Origin of the sequence: Candidatus Protochlamydia naegleriophila, from assembly GCF_001499655.1 — a bacterium.
Lineage (GTDB): Bacteria > Chlamydiota > Chlamydiia > Chlamydiales > Parachlamydiaceae > Protochlamydia > Protochlamydia naegleriophila.
The window spans coordinates 553,600-571,634 of sequence record NZ_LN879502.1; the positions used below are offsets into that span (position 1 = coordinate 553,600).

Consider the following 18,035-nt stretch of genomic DNA (forward strand, 5'->3'; position numbering starts at 1 on the left):
TCCGATTAAAAATCCATCCTACTCAAGGCTGAAAAAAATGTCGATAAGGGAAATGCAATATGCCGGATTGTTCTTTGACAACCCTTAGGCTTCAATATTGCGGCGTACCATTCCAATTTGACGGCGCAAGTTTTCATCGCTTGCGACCTTTTTCTCGATGTTTTTGCATGCATGGAGAATGGTTGAATGGGTTTTGCCAAAAGAAGCACCAAGCATGATTAGTGATTCATTGATCATTTCTTTAGCCAAATACATGGCAACTTGTCGGGGAAGGGCAATATCTTTGGTGCGGTTTGATCCTCTTAAGTCACTGACGCGCACTTGAAAAACAGCGGCCACGCTTTTGAGAATTTGCTCTACAGAAATTTTTTCCCTGGGAGCTTGCTGCAGCATTTCACGTAAGGTGCGGGAGACGAGCTCTTCTGTAATATTTAAATCGAGCAAGCGGCAATGCGCGCTTAAGCGATTGATGGCTCCTTCGAGTTGACGCACGTTATTGTGAATGTGCTCGGCAATGAAAAAGGCGACTTTGTGTGGGATGTGTAAGCCTTTTTGTTCGGCCTTATGCTGCAAAATGGCCACCCGGGTCTCTAATTCTGGAATGCCCATGTGCGCCACGAGCCCCCCTTCCATTTTACCGATGGTACGCTCCGATAGTTTGAGTAGGGAAGGCGGCTTATCGCTCGTAATTACGATTTGCGCCCCTTTGTTTTTTAAGGCTTCAAAGGTGTAAGAGAGTTCCTCTTCAAAATTGAGACGATTTTGAAGAAACTGAATATCGTCTACTAGCAAGACGTCGATCTCGGAGCGGTAGAAACGCTTCATGCGGTCAACCGACTTATTTCTTAAACTATCCACCAAATCGTTGATAAAGGCTTCAGTTGTGATGCACTGAATGCGCAGCTTCTTGTGATGTTCTTTAATGTAGTGGCCAATGCTATGCAAAATGTGAGTCTTTCCAAGGCCTACACCGCCATGAATGAAAAGAGGATTGTAAGATTGACCAGGTCGAAGAGCCACACCCATTGCGGCAGATTTGACAAACTGATTTGTTGGGCCTTCAATAAAATTTTCGAAGCGATAATTGTTGTTGAGCTTGACATCACTATTGCTGGTTTGACTGTCTGCTGGAGAGTCGATATGTAGAGCGGGAGCTGTGATGGTTGCTGGCTTTTTTTGTGGAGCAGCGATGATAAAGCGAATCGCTGGTTCGCCGATTGCATTGACCGGTAAAAATGCACATAAATCTTTTTTGTAATTAGAAAGTAAATACTCTTGTACAAAGATATTAGGTATTTCTAACGCAATGTCATCCGTTGTTGATTCAATGACGCGAATCGGAGCCAACCAGTTACCAAACGCGGCTGGCGAACATCGTGTTTTTACAAATTGCAAAAATTGAGTCCAAGCATCCGTATCACAAGCTAGCATATTCCGGTCCTTAAAAAGTTATGAACAACGTTTCCACAACCCACTCTGGGGCATTTTCATGAAAGAATTTAGCATGAGCCAATCTTAGCTGGCAAGTGATTTTATCGAACTTCAAACTCAATTGATTGGTAAATCATTGATTATCAAAATAACAGGCAAGAAAGAAAAAAGTCCTTATCTATTAATAAAAATTTTTAACTGTTCTGACTGCTAAAACTTGAAATGAGTGAAAAAGTCACTTATGCACAATGCCGCTTTTTTTCGATACGGCTAACAGAGTATCAAAATAGGATCAGATTGCTTGGCTGCTATCAATTGTCTAGAAGTCATAGCATATAACCGATCGGGTTTTGTAGATATCTCTAAACTAAAGGTCGTTTATAACGATCATGATAATTAAGATTTTAACTACTAAAGCTGCTATAGATTATAGCATCTTGGCGAAAATTGAAAGAACTCTTGTCAAAAGGCATACGTATAGAGGAGCTACTATCCGAAGAAAGGAGAGTGATTTTTTGTATTTTTTTCTTTTTGTCTCAATTCTTAATTTGGCATGGTGACACCTTCAAAAAGGAATAAAAGCCATGTCGTCGCCTTTTTTACCATATGCTAAGCAGTCGATTCAAAGCGATGATATTCAAGCAGTTACCGATGCATTAAAAGAAGATGCGATTACGCGAGGTCCTCCAGTCAGGACATTCGAAGAGAGCATCGCCTCTTATTGCGGATCGCGCTATGCCGTTGCGTTTGCTAATGGAACGGTGGCTTTGATGGCCGCCTATTTTGCTTTAGACCTTCAGGCTTTTGATCGAGTCATTTCAACTCCCAATACTTTTATTGCAACCGTCGGCATTCCCATCCGAGAAGGGATTCAGCCTCAATTTGTCGACATCGATCGAACAACGGGAAATTTAGATCTCAATCAATTAAAAAAGTCTTTTAACGTGCCTTTAAGCCGCGGACGGTTTTTTATTGTGCCAGTTCACTTTTCTGGCATCGCGGTTGACATGCAAATGCTCGATCGCTCCCTTTGCCATCCCGATTGCGTCGTTATTGAAGATGCAGCCCATGCCATTGGTTCGCTGTACCCAAGCGGGGAAAGAGTGGGAAGTTGCGCATATAGCGATATGACGATCTTCAGCTTTCATCCGGCCAAAACGATGACGACTGGTGAAGGGGGAATGGTGACAACTAACGACGCCAATCTTTATCACCGCTTAAGGCTTTATCGAGATAACGGCATCGAGCGGGAGGCTCCCTATCTGAAGCAAGCATCAGCCCCGGGCTATTATGAAGTTCAAGCAATTACGGGGAATTTTAATGTGACCAGTTTTCAGGCGGCACTTGGCCTCAGTCAATTGAAGCGCCTCGATTCATTTATTGAGAAGCGCCGCACTTTAGTTGCTCATTACCGCAAAAACTTAAAAAATTTCCCTCATCTGAGCCTTTTTTCCGATCGTGCCGATTCTCATACGGCCTTCCATCTATTGGTGGCTCAAATTGATTTTAAAGCCTTTGGAACAACGCGCGAAAAAGTAATGGAAGATCTTAAGAATAAAGGGATTGGATCTCAAGTGCACTACATTCCCCTCTATCGCCATCCTGTTGTGAAAAGCGTCGCAGAAGAATGGCTGCAGCGCTATCCGCAGATGGAGGCCTATTACGCACAAGCACTCTCCTTACCACTCTATGCCGATTTGACTCTGCAAGAGGTTGATCGCGTTTGTGAAACGTTGAGGAGTGTTTTAAAGGCTTGAAACGCCTCAGCGGCTGGCGCATGGGTTTGAAAAGTCAAGAGCAAATTTCGATTAGGTATAGGCTAAGATCAAAGCCTTCGCGACGTTTGAAATGAGGGGATTCTGTTCCTCTTTAAGAATATGGGCAAGTTTGAGCCCTTCATCCTTTTTTCCTAGCATAAAAAAAGCTTTAGTCAGGTTGAGAAGAGTAGGTCCATGGTCTGCCTCGAGTTTCAGAGCCCTGTCGAATGACTTGAGTGCCTTAGCAGGTTCATTAAGCTCCAAGTAAATGGCTCCAAGCGTTTGCGCGTCGTAAGCGCTTTCGGGATCTAGGACGGTTAACGCCTCAAAAAAAGCCAGAGCGATGTCATATTTTCCTTGTCTAATATAAGAATAACCCGTGTAGCGCAAATCTTCAACGTGTTCTTCTGTCCAGCCCAGTTTATCCAGCCAATTGATTCTACTCATGATTATCCTTGTAAGAACTGACCAACTCGTCCCACGATAAAGCTTATCCAATTATTAATCTTGTCAATTTGTTCAAAACAAGCTTTGATTGCTTTCTTTTCTTTTAGGTCAGTCTCCGTTTCGCATTCGATCTCCTCAAGTTTACGCTCATCCTCATCCTCTTCTTCAAAAGAGCCTAAGCTTGGAGCGACTCGAAAGAAACCAAAAGGGGAACGGCGCTGAAAGCGAAAACGGGGAGGGGGGAAAAAATAGGCCCAAGGCGTTTGAACTGGGACAATCCCAAGCAGAAGATCCATTTCGGATAATTTGGGATAAATGTCAACGAGCAAAATTTGTGGAGGGATCGACGACGCTTCATCTAAATGATACTGCTGATTGATTTGTTCAATCATCTGCGTACGGCGAGCATATTGGATGTAAATCCCAATATCTAGTTTATCGATCGTTGTCATAACGCCAACCTCTTACAAAATTCATTACTTTCACATTTTATTTTAACAATTATTGCATTTATTAGTAAATAATGGTTTCGAATGTAATAATTTGTTTTTGTATTAGTTAATTTTTGCTTATTGGGGAACTCTCAAAGTCTTCGTGGAAAACGCAATCTTGTCAATGAGGAGCCGTCTCGAAGATAAGGGATTTAAATTTTTTTAATTAGGATCAACTGCAGGATGTTTCTGAATATGTGGCTTTATTTTTCCTGGTTGATATAGACTGTTCTCAAGAAGACATGCCTCATAGTTTGTTTATGCACATTCTCTTTTCAGAAAGATAAACCCAAAAGTGTTTTTTAGGCCCTGTCGTCCAATTGCTAATCGCCTAAATTCGAGTTCTTTCCACTTAGGCCCTATGAATTTGACGACCCTAGTTAAGCGCTTTCCAACCTTTATTGTTACATGACTCAAAATGTTCCTCATCGATCCGTATTGTTAACCGAAGTAGTTGACGCTTTTGAACCGGTCCGTTTAAGTGTTTTTGTCGACGGCACGCTGGGAGCGGGCGGACATGCGGAAGCTTTGCTTCAGCGCCATCCCGAAATTGATTTGTATCTTGGAATCGATCAAGATCCTCAAGCTCTTGCTTTAGCATCGAAGCGTTTAGAACCTTGGAAGGATAAGATCTGTTTCCGCCAGGGAAATTTTTCGCAATTCGATCAATTTTTGAAAGAGTTGAGCGTTGTCCAGATCCAGGGGCTGCTGGTAGATTTAGGTGTCTCTTCGATGCAGCTTGATCAGGCCGAACGGGGATTTAGTTTTTCTCGAGAGGGTCCTTTAGACATGCGCATGAATCCTCATGCATCCTTGACGGCAGCGGACGTTGTTAACACCTGGTCTGAGCAGGATTTGGGAAGGGTTTTTCGCGATTATGGCGAGGAGAAGAAATGGCGCTTAGCTGCAAGAGCCATCGTTCAGGCTCGTGTGGAAAAACCTTTTGTGACAACGACCGATTTGGCTCAACTCTTAAAGCCCCTGTTTGCCTGGAATCCCAAAAAGGGGATTAATCCCTTGACTTTGATTTTTCAGGCTTTACGCATTTGTGTGAACGGCGAATTGGCGGTTTTGGAGCAATTAATGCCCAAGGCGCTCGAGTGTTTGGAGCCAGGCGGACGGGTGGCAGTTATAAGCTTCCATAGTTTAGAAGACCGCATTGTGAAAAACCAGTTGCGACTTGCAGCCAGCGATAAGTGGGAAACGAGTGGATTGGGAAGCGGACTCTTTCGCGATAAGGATCCGACAGTGGCTCTCATTACGAAGAAACCCATTTGCCCGTCTGAGGAAGAGATTAAAGACAATCCACGCAGTCGCAGTGCAAAGCTAAGAGTGGCAGAGAAGTTGGCTAAAAAGGATAGCTAGGATGGGATTGCTAGTCAGGTTGTGGATCTGTATTTTTTTTGCTGGTCTAACCCTTTACAAATACATTGATAAGCTAAATGGATTGACAGAGTTGCGGCTATCTATCCCTGTTTTGACCAAAGAGCTTAAAGAGATTCAGGAAAAAAATTCAGAATTTCATTATGCTATTGAGCGCTTTGAAAGCCCTGTTCATTTGATGGAGTTGGCGAGCAAGCCGGAGTTTGGTCATCTCAAGTATCCTCCTTTAACGGAGGTCTTATTAATTCCGGAAGAGAAGGTCATTGAATCTAAGTGAGAAACCATATACATCATGATGCAGCCATCAACTCCTCATTCTTCTGAACGTCGCCGACTCTTATGGATCGCCCTTTTCATCTTTGTCCTGTTCTCCCTTTTGATCACCCAATTTTACAATATCCAGATTTTGGAGGGCAAAAAATGGGCTTTACAGGCTCAAAAGCAACATTTTTTCATCGTGAAAGAGCCTTTTATTCGCGGAACCTTTTATTCCAATCCCTTTATTAAAAAAAATCATCCCGCCGAGCCGCAACCGTTTGCGATTGACGTCCCAAAATTCCACTTGTACGTAGACCCCGAATCAATCCCTTCGCATCTGAAAGAAGAAGTGGCAAGTCATCTTTTGGCTACTTTAGACATTTCGGTTGCCGAGCGTTTAGGTTTTAGAGAACAATTTGACAAGCCAAGTCGCAGTCGTAAGCTCGCCATGTGGCTCGATAAAGAAACCCATCAAACGATTCTAAAATGGTGGCAGGGCTTTGCTAAGACTTACAAAGTTCCACGCAACGCCCTCTTCTTTATTAAAGACTACCAACGCTCCTATCCTTTTGGGAAATTGCTTGGCAATGTCTTGCATACGATCCAGAATCAAAAGGATGAAACAACCCGACAAGCCCTGCCAACAGGAGGACTTGAGCTTTACTTCAATCCTCGGCTGCAAGGTAAGCAAGGAAAACGGCGTCTTATGCGGTCGCCGCGCAATTCTTTGGAAACGGGAGATGTAATCGATTATCCAGAGCATGGGGCCGATATCTATTTAACCATTAATCCATGCCTACAAGCTATTGCAGAAGAAGAAATTGAAAAAGGGGTCAAAAAATGCAAGGCAAAGGCTGGGTGGGCTGCCATGATGGATCCTCGCACAGGCGAGATCTTAGCGTTGGCGCAGTATCCCTTTTTTAATCTGCCCGATTATCAGCAGTTCTTTAACGATCCAAACCTGATCGAGCACACCAAAGTTAAAGCCGTTACCGACGCGAATGAGCCGGGCTCGGTTTTTAAGCCCTTTACTGTGGCTCTTGCACTTAAAGCTAACCGTTTGCTGAAAGAAAAAGGGGAGAAAGAATTATTTACTACGGAAGAGAAAATAGCCACTAGCAACGGACGGTTTCCTGGGCGTTCTAAACCCATTACAGATACCCGGCTTCACTATTTTTTAAACATGGATATGGGGATGCAGAAGTCATCCAACATCTATATGGGTCGACTGGCAGAAAGAATGGTTGCAAGGCTTGGCAATGAGTGGTATCGGCGTCAGCTGCAGCAACTCTTTGGATTCGGACAAAAAACGTATGTCGAGTTGCCGGCCGAAAGCACAGGCGTTTTGCCGACCCCAGGCAAATACCATCCAAATGGCACTCCGGAATGGTCTGTGCCAACTCCATTTTCTTTGGCGATGGGGTACAACATCCAGGCCAATAGCATTCAAATTTTAAGAGCCTATTCGATACTTGCCAATGGGGGATTTCTCGTAAACCCAACGCTCGTTCGCCGCATCGTCAAAAAAGATATGGATGGTCAAGAAATCACACTCACAGACAATACATCGCCTGAAAGAGCGGCTCAGTTTCCGCGCGTGCTAGATGAGGATATTGTCAAACGAGTCGTGCAATCCATGCGCTATGTTACCAAGCCCGGGGGAACGGCTGTTAAGGCTGATGTCCCAGGCTATACTGAGGTGGGAAAAACGAGTACAACAAAAAAAATTGTTAACGGGCTCTATTCAGAGATACTTTACTGTGCCACTTTTGCCGGTTTTACGCCTGTCGAACAGGCAGCCTTTGTCTTAGTCGTAACGATGGATGAACCCGAATATGGTTATATTCCGGGGCTTGGAAAAAACCACAATGGAGGTAATTGCACGGCGGGAGTTTTTCGCGAGATCTCCAAGCGTTCTTTGGAATATTTAGGCATTCCCCCCGACGATCCTTACGGATACCCTTATGGCGACCCCCGCAGCAGTCTTGATAAGACCGAATGGATGACAGAAACGAGAAAGTTGCAAGAAATATATAAGAAATGGAATAACATGTCTCAAAATTAATTTTTAGTGAGATGTTGTCCGTGAATGTTCATGGGAGTTTTGCGCAAAATAATCCCTAAATGAGCCTGACAGATAGGTAGAAGGTAGCAGACGAGTATGATGAAATTGAAAAAGTTGTTTAAAGAATTGGATGAGTGCCAAATTAAAGGCTCCAAAGAGACATCCATTACAGGCATCACGGCGAATTCCAAACTAGTCGCTCCTGGCAACCTCTTTATCGCTAAAAAAGGGAAAACTCACGATGGTGGCCATTACATTCCTGAAGCAATCGAAGCTGGAGCTTGCGCCATCTTGACAGACCTGTTCGATCCGTCTCTTAAGCAGATCGTGCAAATTATTCATCCAAATCCTCTCGCAATCGAGTCGACTTTAGCCTCAGAGTACTATCAGCATCCATCAGATGAATTATTCATGGTGGGGATTACAGGAACGAATGGTAAAACAACGATCTCATTTCTGATTAAAAGTCTGCTAGATGCCTTCCATGGACCTTGTGGACTGATTGGAACCATCGAATACATCGTCGGATCCCATCGCTATCAAGCGACTCGTACAACACCTGATGTCATTAACAACCATAAAATGCTTCGCGAGATGTGTGCATCTGGAAGCCGATCGGCTGTCATGGAGGTGACATCGCACGCCTTAGATCAAGGGCGCGTCGATAAAATCGATTTCGATGTGGCGGTCTTTTCCAATTTAACTCTCGACCACCTGGACTATCATGTAACGATGGAACAGTACTGTGAAGCTAAAAAGCGTCTATTTACTGCGCTTGAAAAGTCTAGAAAGAAAACGGCTCCAAAATGGGCAGTCTTCAACAGCGATAGCCCTTGGGCAGAACAGATTATGCAAGGATGCAGCGTCAATTGTTTGACATACGGCATCGATCAGAAAGCCGACCTGCGGGCTTCAAAGATCAGGCTTGGGGGGCAAGGTACCCATGCAGTTGTGACTTATCGGGGGGAGACAGTGGAGTGCTTTTGGCCTCTCGCTGGCCGCTTCAATATTTATAATTGCTTAGCTGCGATGGGAGTCATGTTGACTCGAGGTATTCCACTTAAAGCGTTGGCTGAAAAAATGGCCTGCCTGCCCACTGTCAGAGGCCGTTTAGAGCCCGTTCCAAATGCGCTGGACTTGAAAATTTACGTCGATTTTGCCCATTCAGATGATGCGCTGCTTAATGTTCTTGAGACCTTAACAGAAATTAAGAAAGGGAAGTTGATTGTCGTCTTTGGGTGTGGGGGCGATCGCGATAAGACAAAGCGTCCCAAAATGGCGCAAGCATGCGAACGGTTTGCGGACTTAAGCATTGTCACCTCTGACAATCCCCGCTCCGAAGATCCGCAAGCCATCTGTCAAGAGATTGTAAAAGGATTCACAAGGCAGGATGCCTTTCTTGTCGAGGTCGATCGCAGAGCCGCTATTCAAAAAGCGATTGAGATCGCCGAACCAAACGACAGCATTTTAATTGCCGGTAAGGGGCATGAAACCTACCAAGTTTTTGCGCATAAAACCATTGAGTTTGATGATGTAAAAGTCGCGGCCGACATTTGTTCGCAGCTCAATTATTCTTCTAATCCTAGTTAAGAGAAAGGCATGTTTAGCACTGTTCAATGGCTTAGTTTATCCTGCTTACTCGTTACAGGAGTTTTGCAGGCGCAGCCCCCTTATCGTGCAAGCTCTTCCTTGCCAAAAAATAATCCCATCAAACAACTCTATGGGAAAGATTTAATCGAATCAAATGGTCCGCCACCTCTGGTACAAAAGTCATTTGTCCTGATTGATCCGGGTCATGGCGGGCACGATGTAGGGACTCAATCCATTTCTAAGCCCCGTTATCAGGAAAAATCGTTAAACCTGGTCACAGCAAAATTTGTTCGCGGCTACTTGCAGCAGCTTGGTTATAGAGTGGTTATGACTCGCGAAGAGGATCAATTTGTTTCTTTGGATAAAAGGGCGCTCATGGCAAATGAACAAAAGCCGGCTTTGTTTGTAAGCATTCACTACAACTCGGCTCCGAGTGCGGAAGCGCAAGGGGTGGAAGTATTCTTTTATCAATCTAAAGAGCAAAAAAGCCGCATGCAAAAATCGAAACGTTTGGCTCAAGCCATCCTAAAGAATGTGCTGGCACAAACTCAGGCTAAATCGAGGGGTATCAAACATGGTAATTATGCTGTAATCCGCGAAACGGCGATGCCTGCTGTTTTGATTGAAGGAGGCTTTGTTACCAACGAAGCCGAATTGCAACAGCTGAAAGATCCCAATTACCTTAAGAAGATTGCTTGGGGAATTGTGAAGGGCATCGATGACTACATCGATAAATTGGAAGCCGATAAGAAAAGCGCTGCGATGAAAGCGGCAGACAAAGCCAGCAAGGAAAAAGCAGACACAGCGAACAAAAAGTAGAGAGTAGTCCTTGTCTGCATCTTTAAGCGCCTGCTCTTATTCGAGGCAGTTGTCCCAAAGAGAACAAAGCGAGGAAAATCGCATGGAATGGATTTATCTTTTTACTGCCATTTTTACAGAAGTGATTTCCACCGCCGCGCTTAAATCTTCGGAGGGGTTTACTAAGTTTTGGCCTTCATTGATCGTGATTGTTGGCTATGCGATCGCCTTTTATTTTCTTTCCCTCACATTAAAAACCATTCCCGTCGGAGTGGCTTATGCCATCTGGTCAGGCATGGGAATCGTCTTAATTTCTGTCATTGGAGCGGTCTTATTTCGACAATACCTGGATTTTCCGGCACTTTTAGGAATCGGTCTTATTTTGACGGGTGTGATCATCTTAAACGTCTTTTCCGCTGCGCATTAAAGGCCTGGGAAAGCGCCCTAAAGCGGACAAGATCGTTTGTGCTATGCAATCAGTCGGGCTAAAGGCCTCTAAAGAGTTTCTTCTCTAGCTTACATACTCCTTGTGTCACTTTAAAACCACCGCTCTCGCGACTTCAGGCATGATAAATATCGCTAAATGGGATAATAGAACCACTAAGTGGATTACTCCATTAAAATGTGTCCTCGGCGCGACTCGAACGCGCGGCCTGTTGCTTAGGAGGCAACCGCTCTATCCACCTGAGCTACGAGAACATAAGATGGGCCCAGCCGTTTGGCCAAGCAAATGAATTGATTAATTAGATTATCGAATAGAGATGTTTCTCTCAAGGCTTTTTGCGTTAAGTTCTCGTATTGTTAGAATATTAACGAAGATAGATTGTAGTGTTTCAAAGGGTGTCTACGCTCCCAGATACGAAAATTCTTCCGCTATCCAGAGCTGAAATACTTAGAATAATTTGTCCGTTTACATACTCAAAATTAGCTCGTTTGATCATGTCTTGGAATTTGCTCGATGGTAAAACCGGAAACATGACTTTTCACCGATTTTTAAATTTGCTGCATCGCAAACTACTTGCCAGCCTTCTGCAAAGCGGGCGATAAGCAAGGGGCAGTAGCCTTAATGGTTCTCTAGCGGAAATTTATGGATTGGGTGATCCAAATTAACGCAATTTCCGATCTGACTAGGATGCAAAATCATTTATAAAATTATTTTTAATGTGTTATGGCTATAGCTCACCATTATCAGGAACAGCCATGAGTTTGTGGAGAACCAAGTCGTTAGAGTTTTTGACTGAAGAGGCCAATAGCGGCGATCAAAAACTTGAGCGCAAGCTTGGCGCCTTCAGCCTTATTTTATTGGGTGTTGGGGCCATCATCGGTGCCGGACTCTTTTCGATCACTGGCATTGCAGCGGCCGAAAATGCAGGCCCTGCCATCGTTCTTTCCTTCCTCTTGGCATCGCTTGGATGTGTCTTTGCTGGGCTTTGCTTTAGCGAACTAGCCGCAATGATCCCCGTCGCTGGGGGCGCCTATTCTTATACCTATGCGACGTTGGGTGAGTTCGTTGCCTGGATCATCGGGTGGGCGCTGATTCTCGAATATGCGGCTGGTGCGGCCGTTGTATCGATCAGCTGGTCGGCATATGTCGTCTCTTTTTTGCAAGGCCTCAACATTCATTTGCCAACGGCCCTTTTGGCTTCCCCCTGGCAACCGACGCATTTACCAGATGGAACCGAAGTCTATGGCTGGATCAATCTTCCGCCGTTGCTAATCATCGCGCTGCTTTCTGGTCTCTTAATTGTCGGAATCGATAAGTCAGCCAAGGTCAATGCTATTTTAGTCGCTATTAAAGTAGCCGTAGTTCTGCTTTTTATCGGTGTGGGCTTTGGCTACGTCCAAGAAGACAACTACAAACCCTTCATTCCACCCAATACGGGGGGCTTTGGAGAGTTCGGCTGGAGCGGAATCATGCGCGCCGCCGGAGTCGTTTTTCTGGCTTACATCGGATTCGATGCCGTCTCGACGGCGGCCCAGGAAGTTAAGCGCCCCCAAAGAAATTTGCCCATTGGAATCATTGGCTCACTGGGGATTTGCACGGTCTTATACGTACTCTTTGCTCTCGTCTTAGTGGGATTGGTCCACTATACTGAACTTAATGTGGCAGCTCCTGTTGCCGCTGCGATCAATAAGACCCCCTTCCTTTGGCTCAATGGGTTAATCAAACTAGCCATCATCGCAGGGTTGACGTCGGTCATTCTCGTCTTATTGCTTGGCCAGTCGCGTATCTTTTTTACCATGTCCAAGGATGGCCTTTTACCTCCTTTCTTTTCCATTGTCCATCCTCGTTATCATACGCCATGGGTTTCAAGCTTATTTTTGATGGTGTTGGTCGGATTATTTGCCGCCTTTGCGCCTTTGTCTCTGGTTGGGCATCTCACGAGTATTGGAACCCTGCTCGCCTTTGCTATCGTATGCGTAAGTGTGATTGTTTTGCGCAAAACCCACCCTGATTGGGAGCGCCCCTTTAAAACACCGTTTGTTCCTCTCATCCCTTTATTTGGAATTTTGACTTGTATGGTGTTAATGTTTTCTCTCGGGTGGGCCAGCTGGGCTCGCTTAGCGGTTTGGATTTTAATTGGACTTGCCGTCTATTTTCTCTATGGCAAGCAGAATAGCCATTTAGCAAAATTTGAGTGAGCGCTAAAAATAGATCTAATTTCAAGTGGATCGAGCATACCGCTGGAATCTGAAATGGGAATACGATATGCTGCAGTTTTAACGAATGTTTGAAGGAATTCTATATGGCAGAAGCAGATATTGGTTTGATAGGCTTAGCAGTGATGGGGCAAAACCTCGTCCTCAATATGAATGATCATGGTTATACGGTTGCTGTTTATAACCGCACTACTTCTAAGGTAGATGAATTTTTGGAAGGGACCGCTAAGGGTACACGTGTGATTGGTACCCACTCCCTACAGGAATTGATCCACTCACTGAAACGGCCCCGTCGCGTCATGTTGATGGTTAAAGCGGGAGAGCCGGTCGACGACTTCATCACACAGTGCCTTCCCTATCTGGAAGCTGGCGATATCATCATTGATGGCGGCAATAGCCTCTTTACCGATACCAATCGACGCTGTAAAGAGTTAAAAGACAAGGGAATCATCTTCATCGGAACAGGGATTTCTGGAGGAGAAGAGGGCGCTCGCCACGGCCCCTCCATCATGCCAGGCGGCAACCCTGATGGCTGGCCTCATGTAAAAGACATTTTTCAGTCTATCAGTGCAAAGGTGGATGGCGAACCTTGCTGCGATTGGGTAGGAGATGATGGTGCTGGGCACTATGTCAAGATGGTGCATAACGGCATCGAATATGGTGACATGCAGCTCATTTCCGAAGCTTATTACATGCTAAAGCAGGCCCTTAAGCTCAATCAAAAAGAGCTTTACACGGTTTTTGCGAATTGGAATAAGGGCGACTTAGATAGCTACTTGATTGAGATTACCTCTAAAATTTTTGATGTCAATGATACTGATGGTCAGCCGCTCGTCGACAAAATTTTGGATGTAGCCGGACAAAAAGGGACTGGAAAGTGGACGGTTATCAATGCTTTAGATTTAGGCATGCCTTTGACGTTGATTGGCGAGGCTGTTTTTGCCCGCTGCTTGTCGGCCCTAAAGGATGAACGTGTAGAAGCCAGCCAGCTCTTGCAAGGGCCGGAAGAGAAGTTTGAAGGCAATCGTGAAGAGTTTATCAACGCCATTCGCCAGGCGCTCTACTCCTCTAAGATTATTAGCTATGCGCAAGGATTCATGTTGATGCAGCAGGCAGCTACAGACTATGAATGGAAACTCAACTACGGAGCCATCGCCTTGATGTGGCGTGGAGGATGCATCATCCGCAGCCAATTCCTTGGAAAGATTAAAGAGGCCTTTAATCACAACCCCAAACTCAAGAACTTGTTGCTCGATAGCTATTTCTTGAAAGAGCTTCAAGAGAGACAGAAAGGCTGGAGAACCGTTGTAGCGAAATCGGCCGAGTTGGGGATACCCGCGCCTTGTTTCAGTACAGCTCTTGCCTTTTACGATGGCTACCGTACGGCCCAATTGCCAGCCAATCTCTTGCAGGCGCAAAGAGACTTTTTCGGTGCACACACGTATGAACGCCTTGATAAGCCGCGAGGCCAATATTTTCATACTGACTGGGCCGGAACGGGTGGAAAAGTGAGTTCGGGGTCTTATAACGCGTAAATTTTCTGGTAAAAAGCAACAAATGGAAGTTATTACTTCCGCTTGATATACGAGCCTCTTGCGAACAATTAGTTATTTGCAAGAGGCTCGCGCCTTTAAATATGCGCTGTTTTGCCAATCAGCCGCGTTTGCAAGCTGTTGCGTATCACTTTTCTTGATGCTAGCTAAATCAGTCGATCTTCTGCTCTCAAGGCATGCAGGCTTCATGCGCTTACACATTTCTTCAGTTGCATAGGGATAATTAGACTTTAATTAGAAAGCAAAAGCTGGGCAATCAGTGGCAGAGCTTCAGCCTTGCCAGGCTGTCAAGGAGGGCTTCCTTGCGCTCCGCTCTCGAGCCAGACTTTTAAGTTTTCGACAGATTGCCTGATCTGTTCTGTCAAGGCGTCGCGTGCTTGCTGAGGCTCTAGTCCTAAATAGGGCTCAACAAAAATGGGTTGGCCGAAGACGCATGTAATGGTCTGGCCGAATCTGGGGACGTAATTGTGCCGCGGCCAAGCATCAAAAGTGCCGGCGAGATAGACGGGGATGATGGGGCAATGGGCGCGAAGGGCCAGCCTTGCAGGTCCTGTATGAAAGGGTTTGAATTCCCCTGATCTAGAAATTCCCCCTTCTGGGAAAACGACAATTTTCTTGCCTTTGGCCATTAAGCCTTGCAAGATGCGAAAAGACTGCATATTGCGCGTTGGATGGGCGTTAAAACCTTTTAAAAACCAACGGAAAACCGGCTTAAAAAGATTAATGTGCGCTAAAAAATGCACTTCTTCTGGCCAAGTTACGCCCATCATCAGAGGAGGATCCATAAGGGAATTGTGATTAGGTGACAAAATGGCGCTTCCGGGGGGAAGATGTTCCGCACCATAGATGCGGAAGCGATATAAAAGGCGAAAGCCGCCCCGAAGCATCAGGGCTGTAAGCCAATAAAAGGGATTTATCATTTAAAGTCTCTCGTCAAATTCTTATGAGTGGCGTTTAGTTTTGACAGAGTCTTTATGTTCTAATATTTTATAGACGACCTCATCGACGGAAAGGTCGGATGTGTCGATGACAAAGGCATCTTCGGCTTGTTTTAGAGGGGAGTGCTCGCGCGAAGAGTCGTAACTATCCCGCTTGGAGATCTCTTCTAAACATTTTTCCAGTGTGAGATCTTGGGCTTCGTCTGGAAATTTGGCGACTAGCTCATCATAGCGGCGCTTGGCCCGCACATCGTTGCGGCCGGTTAGAAAGACTTTAATGGCCGCTTCGGGAAAGACGACCGTTCCCATGTCGCGCCCTTCAAAAACGGCATTGACTCCAACAGCGAGTTCCCTCTGGATAGCCATTAGCTTTTCGCGAATGGCTTTGACGGCCGAGACTTTAGAGACGGCGGAAGTGACTTCTTCGCCTCTAATTTTTTTTGAGACATCTTCACCTTCCACGAAATAGTGGCGCTCATGCCTTGTCACTTTGATATCAAATTCAAATTGATCGAGAAAATTCTGCACCTGCTCAGCGTTGTCGAGATCGATCTTATGCTTGAGAATGCCGTAAGTCAACGCACGGTACATGGCACCAGTATCAAAAAAAATGAAGCCAATCGATTCGGCTAGCTTTTTAGCTATTGTGCTCTTTCCTGTTGCTACGGGTCCATCAATCGTAATAATCATAAAATTCTCGTTTTTAGCAATTAAATCTCAAAGCGGCTCGTTAAAAATGCATTTTCAACCAAAGATACATCAAAGGCAAGGTAAAAATAAGGGAATCGACAATATCTAAGACTCCTCCCAGGCCTGGCAGCTGGCTGCTATCCTTGACGCCTGCATCTCGTTTGAGAATAGACTCTGCCAAATCGCCAAATTGAGCTAGGATACTAATGACCAGGCCCAGCCAAATGCTTTGCCAAAGGCTCATGGACATGCTAGCGCCAATCGGAGAGGAGAGTAGAAATAAATAGAATGCCAAGCTCGTCAATAATGAGGCCGTAAGTCCGCCAATAGCCCCTTCAATCGTCTTTTTAGGGCTGATATGAGGTGCGAGCTTGTTTTTTCCGAGTATTTTTCCGCAAATATAGGCACCCACATCTGTCATTTTGGTAACGGCTAAAGCGTAAGCTAGCCAAAGACGGCCATCGTCTGCAATGCCTGGTGGAAAGAAATAATTGATTTGCAAGCCGCAGGTGAGTGGGATGGTCAGATAAGCAATTCCAAACCAGGTAACGGCAATATTTCCGAGCGGATTAGGCTGCTTATTGAAAAAGGCCAAAAAGTAAAGAATAGCTGTTCCGAGCAAAATCAGGGCTGGTAAAACCGCTAAATGGGGATGGCGAATGCTTAAGAAACTAGCAATGACATAGGCTGTTGTCGTTCCAACTCCCAGGCTTGTCAGAGGCTGGAATCCTTTATGTTGCGCCAAGTGGAAATATTCTAAGAGGGCTAAGGAAATGATAGCGGCATTTATCAGAACAAAAACAGGAGTAAAAAGCGGAACATGAGAAAAATAAATGGTAATGATAATAAGGAAAATTCCTACACTGCTCATGATGAGACGCTGTTTAAAATGGCTCGTCATGTTATCTTAAGCGCCTCCTAATCGCCGATCTCTTCCTTGATAGTCAATAATGGCTTCCAAAAGATGTTCAGGTGTAAAATCTGGCCACAAAACAGGTGCTATGTGGATTTCGGTATAAGAAATTTGCCATAAAAGAAAATTACTTATACGCATTTCTCCGCTGGTACGAATCAAGAGTTCCGGATCGGGCCAATGCTGAGTATCTAGATAACGGGTCACGGTATTCTCATCAATGTCTGCTATTGTTAAACGCTTTTCGTCGTAGTCACTTAGCATGGCTTTAAATGCACGGCAGAGTTCATCACGTGCTCCGTAATTTAAAGCTAGGATGAGCCGGATTTTATCACAGTCTTGTGTGGCGATCTTTGTGTCTTGAATGGTTTGTTTTAAAAAGAAAGGGAGGGACTTGAGTTCCCCAATGGTCTCTAACTTGATTCCATTTTGAACCATATCTTCTTGCTGTTCTCTTAGATAAGAGGCAAAAAGGGCCATCAATGCTGTGACCTCTTCTTTGGAGCGGGACCAGTTTTCAGTAGAAAAGGTATAAAACGTGATGGCTTTGATCCCGAGCTCTTTGGCCGCTTTCACCGTTTCCATTAAAGTATCGGCCCCTTCACGATGTCCTTCCTGTGAAGTCGATAATCTTTTTTTTGCCCAACGGCGATTACCATCGGGAATAATGGCGATGTGGTGGGGGATACGGGAAGGATCTAATCCCGCGAGTTGTGCGGCATGGAATCTTCCAGTCTTTTCTTGTAGTGGCATAATCGCAATATCAACCGACATAAGTTCCCTTAACATGGGCTATGTTGAAAAATTTAAATTCTCCATCTTCAGGCTTAGTTGCAAGCCTCGAACATTCCTTGCGAGGCTGAGAATTGCTCGATTTGAAACAATTTCCTTCTGAACCTGAAAACTTTAAACTCTTCAATACAGTCCTTAAAACGAAGGTTTGCAGAAGGATACCTTAAACAGAATTGATCGAGTAGTATTTTTTGTAGGGAGAAAAATAATCGAGACTATTTTTTCTCCCTTGCATTTGCAGGATGGCAATCGATTACTGTAAGAGATC

16 protein-coding genes and 1 tRNA gene are annotated in these 18,035 nt (G+C 44.9%); 9 read left to right on the forward strand and 8 right to left on the reverse strand.

The window, feature by feature from the left end:
• Positions 1-84: 84 nt before the first annotated feature.
• Complete coding sequence (gene dnaA, locus PNK_RS02180; RefSeq protein ID WP_032125039.1) at positions 85-1,431, reverse strand: chromosomal replication initiator protein DnaA; 1,347 nt, start codon at positions 1,429-1,431, stop codon at positions 85-87.
• A gap of 584 nt (positions 1,432-2,015) precedes the next feature.
• Here dnaA and PNK_RS02185 point away from each other — a divergent pair.
• Complete coding sequence (locus PNK_RS02185; protein ID WP_059060022.1) at positions 2,016-3,188, forward strand: DegT/DnrJ/EryC1/StrS family aminotransferase; 1,173 nt, start codon at positions 2,016-2,018, stop codon at positions 3,186-3,188.
• A 51-nt stretch (positions 3,189-3,239) separates the two neighbouring features.
• Here PNK_RS02185 and PNK_RS02190 read toward each other — a convergent pair whose 3' ends face one another.
• Together PNK_RS02190 and PNK_RS02195 are read right to left on the reverse strand one after the other, a co-directional pair.
• Positions 3,240-3,635, reverse strand: coding sequence for a tetratricopeptide repeat protein (locus tag PNK_RS02190; RefSeq protein WP_032125041.1), 396 nt, complete (start codon positions 3,633-3,635; stop codon positions 3,240-3,242).
• Between the two features lie 2 nt (positions 3,636-3,637).
• A complete protein-coding gene (locus PNK_RS02195; protein ID WP_032125042.1) occupies positions 3,638-4,087 on the reverse strand; it encodes a DUF5399 domain-containing protein in 450 nt (149 codons plus the stop codon).
• A 447-nt stretch (positions 4,088-4,534) separates the two neighbouring features.
• Between PNK_RS02195 and rsmH the strand changes: the two genes are divergently transcribed.
• From rsmH to PNK_RS02225, 6 genes are all read left to right on the forward strand, one after another.
• Positions 4,535-5,491 carry a 16S rRNA (cytosine(1402)-N(4))-methyltransferase RsmH gene (rsmH, locus tag PNK_RS02200; protein WP_059060025.1) on the forward strand — a complete coding sequence of 319 codons (957 nt, stop codon included), beginning with the start codon at positions 4,535-4,537 and terminating at the stop codon, positions 5,489-5,491.
• A gap of 1 nt (position 5,492) precedes the next feature.
• A complete protein-coding gene (locus PNK_RS02205) occupies positions 5,493-5,786 on the forward strand; it encodes a hypothetical protein (protein WP_032125044.1) in 294 nt (97 codons plus the stop codon).
• A gap of 15 nt (positions 5,787-5,801) precedes the next feature.
• Positions 5,802-7,832, forward strand: a complete 2,031-nt coding sequence (locus PNK_RS02210) for a peptidoglycan D,D-transpeptidase FtsI family protein (RefSeq protein ID WP_059060027.1) — start codon at positions 5,802-5,804, stop codon at positions 7,830-7,832.
• 96 nt (positions 7,833-7,928) lie between these two features.
• Positions 7,929-9,422 carry a UDP-N-acetylmuramoyl-L-alanyl-D-glutamate--2,6-diaminopimelate ligase gene (locus tag PNK_RS02215; RefSeq protein WP_231909275.1) on the forward strand — a complete coding sequence of 498 codons (1,494 nt, stop codon included), beginning with the start codon at positions 7,929-7,931 and terminating at the stop codon, positions 9,420-9,422.
• Between the two features lie 9 nt (positions 9,423-9,431).
• Entirely contained in the window at positions 9,432-10,241 is an 810-nt protein-coding gene (locus PNK_RS02220) for an N-acetylmuramoyl-L-alanine amidase family protein (protein WP_051981857.1), read from the forward strand.
• Between the two features lie 82 nt (positions 10,242-10,323).
• Positions 10,324-10,647, forward strand: a complete 324-nt coding sequence (locus PNK_RS02225; protein ID WP_032125046.1) for a DMT family transporter — start codon at positions 10,324-10,326, stop codon at positions 10,645-10,647.
• A gap of 198 nt (positions 10,648-10,845) precedes the next feature.
• On the opposite strand, the gene PNK_RS02230 is transcribed toward PNK_RS02225, so the two are convergent.
• Positions 10,846-10,919 (reverse strand) — tRNA-Arg (locus PNK_RS02230).
• A 501-nt stretch (positions 10,920-11,420) separates the two neighbouring features.
• Here PNK_RS02230 and PNK_RS02235 point away from each other — a divergent pair.
• Together PNK_RS02235 and gnd are read left to right on the forward strand one after the other, a co-directional pair.
• Positions 11,421-12,863, forward strand: coding sequence for an APC family permease (locus PNK_RS02235; protein ID WP_079992764.1), 1,443 nt, complete (start codon positions 11,421-11,423; stop codon positions 12,861-12,863).
• 104 nt (positions 12,864-12,967) lie between these two features.
• Positions 12,968-14,416, forward strand: a complete 1,449-nt coding sequence (gene gnd / locus PNK_RS02240) for a decarboxylating NADP(+)-dependent phosphogluconate dehydrogenase (protein ID WP_059060031.1) — start codon at positions 12,968-12,970, stop codon at positions 14,414-14,416.
• Positions 14,417-14,721: 305 nt separating this feature from the next.
• Here the strand turns inward: gnd and PNK_RS02245 are convergent, their stop codons facing one another.
• The 4 genes from PNK_RS02245 to uppS are packed head-to-tail and all read right to left on the reverse strand — an operon-like array spanning position 14,722 to position 17,749.
• A complete protein-coding gene (locus PNK_RS02245) occupies positions 14,722-15,354 on the reverse strand; it encodes a lysophospholipid acyltransferase family protein (protein WP_059060033.1) in 633 nt (210 codons plus the stop codon).
• A gap of 21 nt (positions 15,355-15,375) precedes the next feature.
• Positions 15,376-16,062, reverse strand: a complete 687-nt coding sequence (gene cmk / locus PNK_RS02250) for a (d)CMP kinase (RefSeq protein WP_059060035.1) — start codon at positions 16,060-16,062, stop codon at positions 15,376-15,378.
• 40 nt (positions 16,063-16,102) lie between these two features.
• Positions 16,103-16,963: a phosphatidate cytidylyltransferase gene (locus PNK_RS02255; protein ID WP_059060037.1), complete on the reverse strand. Its 861-nt coding sequence runs from the start codon at positions 16,961-16,963 to the stop codon at positions 16,103-16,105.
• A 6-nt stretch (positions 16,964-16,969) separates the two neighbouring features.
• Complete coding sequence (gene uppS / locus PNK_RS02260) at positions 16,970-17,749, reverse strand: polyprenyl diphosphate synthase (protein ID WP_158021669.1); 780 nt, start codon at positions 17,747-17,749, stop codon at positions 16,970-16,972.
• Positions 17,750-18,035 lie beyond the last annotated feature (286 nt).